The following is a 4045-nucleotide window of genomic DNA, read 5'->3' on the forward strand; positions in this document are numbered from 1 at the left end:
ATCTCGGCCATGCCGCTCTCGCTGCGCATGCGCTGGCGAAGGCTCGCGAACTTAGACCCAGCATCTCATCGCGGGAACTGATCGCTGTGAATCCTTATGCTCACCGAGATGCGCTCAAACCTCTGCTTGATGGCCTGCGCAACGCCGGATTGCCGGAGTAAGTAGGCCGCCAATGAGACATTGAAAATTTACACCGCGCGGCGAGTTCACCGGAACGCATGCTGATGGCTTCGCGGTCGCAAACGATAGTTCGTCCCTTGAGGTTGCGGAACACCGCGCCTCTTGCCCCGGCCGTAGGGTGACGAATGCGGCGTTTCGCGTTCGTATCGTGCCCAAAGATGGCGCGACCGAGCCGGCCGGCGCATGGGCTCGGTTATACCGCGATGGAGCGTTCTACGTCTCAATCGGGTGGTTTTCTGCCTTCCGTGTCGCCGATCGGAACGCGCAGGCAGCGCCATGTTCAGACATTCGCGGTGCTTCTCCAGAGCGGACGTTAGCTCATCGGTAGGAGTCGACCTGCGGACCATGCTGATGGTAGGTGTAAGGGAACGGCGTGACCCCCCATGCGATGAAGCGGCGGTAGGCCGCCGCTCCGAATCTGAGCGGCCCGTCCGGCAACGCTATAATTGACCGGCTGGGGACGTTATCGATGACGCAAATCAGAGCCATGACTGAGCAGGACGTGCCGTCGGTATCGCTGCTTCCCCAGCGCACCGACGGCCTCCCCGCTCGCAATCCAAATAGACGTCTTTCAGCTGTTTGATTGGCATGTCAGCGTGAGCGAACGCGAGGTGCTGAGCGTCAGAAGCCGACAATGAAGCCGGACTGATTGCGATCGGCACGGTGCCGAGCGTCACAGGCGCGAGAGACTTAACAACTGACATGATCATTTTGAGATCCTCCCCAGCTCCCGTCGGTCAACATTCAGTCCTTGGGGTCGCAGGTGTAGTGCCGTTCGAAGGTCCCGTCCGCGCGCCGCTGCTTGTCGAAGCCGCGATGTAAGGCTCGATCGCGCGCTCGTGGACCAGCCAAAGGGGATCTCGGCCGAGGCGTAGCCACTGCCGGCGGCCAACCGTTTCGGGATCGAGGCCGAAGCGATCCTGGTGCGCTCGATCGTCGTGCCGGCCGCGCCTGCCTCCGCATGACGGATGGCGCGGCTTCGCAAAGCGCACATGATTTCGTCACGTGAGATGCCGACGTCGCCAAGAACGTCATCGGGTAAACGGCTCAACTGGTCCGTTGCCGACAAGAGAGCTTTTTGCTCGGCGCGGAGGCGTAACCACCTGCGAAATGGACCAATGGCGGCAGCATGAATTATTACCATGATCAGATCGTCCCTTCATTGATCTGAATTGACCGGTACGGAACGGCGCGAACGGCACTCCGGGCGAGAGCGTCAGCCGTCCGCGAGGCAAGTTAGGCGTAGTGGTCGATGGATTGGTTTTGCCGCGGCGTGCCCATACGGCGGGCGGTGGCTGGCCCCGGGCCACGCATGTAATAAAGCTCCGGGCGGTAGCGCGGCGCGACGAATTTGCGAAACCCCGCAGCAAGTTTTGTGACGGGAGCCAAGAATTTCATGACTGTTCCCTTTCCCTTCGCCGGCTTGCACACGAGCCGGTGGGCCTGACGTTGCAACGAGAATATGACAGTCGAACCAGGCTCGGCTGTGGGAATTCCCACACCGGGAAAAACATTGGCGAAATCCGCTCCCAGTTTGCATCCCGGAAAGCGGGGCCTGCGGCCATCAAATTTCCTTGGATAGGGAGTAAGGTGAAGTACACTTGATTGAACAAGAGACCGTTGTGACAGGCTCTCTGGCCTTCATCTCAAGACTTTGCGATGCCGACCTCGCCGCGCTGACCAAACAGTGGCACGAGCGCAGCTATCGACACAACGAGCTAATCATTTCCCACGGCGACACTGGTCGCGATGTCTTCTTCCTGCTGGAAGGACGGGCTCGCGTCACACTGGTTTCACCGGACGGCAGGGAGATAGCGTATCGCGATGTCGAACCGGGTGACATTTTCGGGGAGCTCGGAGGCATTGACGGGATTGCACGCTCTGCCAGCGTAGTCGCGCTGGAGGCAACCCGCGCTGCACGGCTGTCCGGCACAGCATTCCGGGATATCGTGATGACCCACCCGACTTTTGCCTGGATGCTGCTTGAGCATCTGTCTGCCCAGCTCCGGCGCATGACCGAGCGGGTATTCGAATACAGCACTCTGGTCGTGCGAAAACGGCTGATCGTCGAGCTCCTGCATCGGGCGGAGAAAGCCGCACTCGTGGACGGCGAGGTGTCCATAAGCCCGGCACCGACGCATTCCGAGCTGGCGGCAACGATGAGCACGCACAGGGAAGCGGTCTCGCGCGAAATGAGCGACCTCGCCAAGAGAGGCCTGATCGAAAAGCGCGGCAGCAGGTTATTGCTGCATGACGTCTCGGCACTACGGGCGCTGGTCGACAAGAAGGAATAGCGAAGGCTGTCGCTGCGGCGGGGGGCACCGCACGTTTCATACTCCTCGGCCGCAAGTGATTATTCCTTCCGGCAAACCGGGCAACCTAGCGTGCCAGCGCGCGGGTCGGGCTTTGATCGCTTCACCGCCCCTGACATTAAAGGGGCACAGATATACGGTAGAAAGATCATATCATGAACAGCGGGCCGATTCCGAGTTCCAGTCCCGTGCGAAATCGAGGGTCGGAGAAGGGTGGGAAGTTGCCGTTCGGCTACAGAACGAGCACGTGGTGCCATCAGCTGACAAGCCCACGCTGATGTGGTGGGCACCATGGACCCAGTCGACTCGAACCGCTCAGGCAAGCTTAGGCCGAGCGCTGTGACGATCGGCAACCAGCGAGTAATTTCGTCTTCGACGGCGATCCCTACTGGACGAGTTCGCCTTCCATCACGAAACGGCGCTCGGTGGGACCGGTTGGCAGCAAACGAAAGCTTCCGGCGCCTTTGAGCTTCTCCAGCTTGCCGGTGCCGCCAACGACCTGCCACACTCCATTGTCCAGGAGCTTCGGCTTACCATCGGGCCCGGGGACGAACACCGCCTGGATAACCCATTTTATGTAGGCCTTGTTGCCATCCGTCGTAGCGAATTCCAGATAGCCGCGCGGTTCGCCGCCAACGCCTGGCACGACGTCGTGAGCGCCATATTCCTGAACGGTCGCGCCGGCGAGTGGACCCTGACCTTCGGACTTGCCTTCCCGTCGGACCAGCAAGAAGAAGTGCTTGCTCGCATCGGCGAAATCGAGCCGGATGGCTTCCTTCTGCGCGACAAGCGCCTCAAACTTCACCGGCTCGGCCTGAACGGCAGACGCGATAATTAACAAAGGCGTCGCAACCGCAGTGATCGTGCTAAACTTCCTCATTGTGTTCTCCTTTGATTCGTCTCGAAAGCTCGGTGAACATGTCGAGAGCACGCAAGGACGTGCGTACCACGCGCGTTGTTTGGATGCGTCGAATGTAGATGTCACTGCCGCTCTCCCGCGAAGGCCTCTCGGGGCCTCGAGCTTCAAGAACAGAGCTGCAAAGACTACACGATCTCATGTCCTTGAGAAAGCGGTGTCAAGGCCTGCGCACGCCGATGCTTTGCATAGGCACGCAACGTCTTAGCCGGGTCAGATTGCGTCATGCTACCCTCGCAACTGAACGACCGCAAAGCGTCGAGAGCGGCCGAAAAAGCTGCTAATCTGTCGCCCCTGAATGCTTCAGGTTTCGCGCTTGCGACGGCGAGCAGTTTTTCACCATCGGCCCTCAATTCGCCGTTCGGCCCGACGAACCGGTAAAGCGCCTGCCTCGTAATCCCGAGTTCGGCACACAGATCGCGTACCTTGGTTTCGGGCTGCCCCATCGCCGCACGAGCAAGGCGCAACTTGGCCGGGGTCATCTTGAGAGGACGACCGCCGTGCCGCCCTCGCGCGCGGGCTGATGCCAGCCCCGCTCGAACTCAGCCAACCCAGGTGTTTGACTGACGGCTTGCGAGGGTTGGACTACTTGTAGCGGCTTGCCATTCACTCGCGCCGGGGAAGGACGGCCACCAAC

The 4045-nt window shown here is 60.4% G+C and carries 3 protein-coding genes and 1 pseudogene; 1 reads left to right on the forward strand and 3 read right to left on the reverse strand.

What is annotated here, in order from left to right; all coding sequences use genetic code 11:
* Positions 1-1416: 1416 nt before the first annotated feature.
* Positions 1417-1578, reverse strand: coding sequence for a hypothetical protein (locus E5W70_RS31225; protein WP_167522729.1), 162 nt, complete (start codon positions 1576-1578; stop codon positions 1417-1419).
* 224 nt (positions 1579-1802) lie between these two features.
* Between E5W70_RS31225 and E5W70_RS31230 the strand changes: the two genes are divergently transcribed.
* A complete protein-coding gene (locus tag E5W70_RS31230; protein ID WP_292665109.1) occupies positions 1803-2474 on the forward strand; it encodes a Crp/Fnr family transcriptional regulator in 672 nt (223 codons plus the stop codon).
* 403 nt (positions 2475-2877) lie between these two features.
* Here the strand turns inward: E5W70_RS31230 and E5W70_RS31235 are convergent, their stop codons facing one another.
* Both E5W70_RS31235 and E5W70_RS31240 read right to left on the reverse strand, forming a co-directional pair.
* Complete coding sequence (locus E5W70_RS31235) at positions 2878-3477, reverse strand: hypothetical protein (protein WP_292665110.1); 600 nt, start codon at positions 3475-3477, stop codon at positions 2878-2880.
* A 254-nt stretch (positions 3478-3731) separates the two neighbouring features.
* A pseudogene (locus E5W70_RS31240) lies at positions 3732-3944 on the reverse strand (recombinase family protein); the annotation flags it as partial.
* Positions 3945-4045: the final 101 nt, after the last annotated feature.

Source organism: Mesorhizobium sp., assembly GCF_005063415.1.
In the GTDB taxonomy this organism is placed as follows: domain Bacteria; phylum Pseudomonadota; class Alphaproteobacteria; order Rhizobiales; family Rhizobiaceae; genus Mesorhizobium.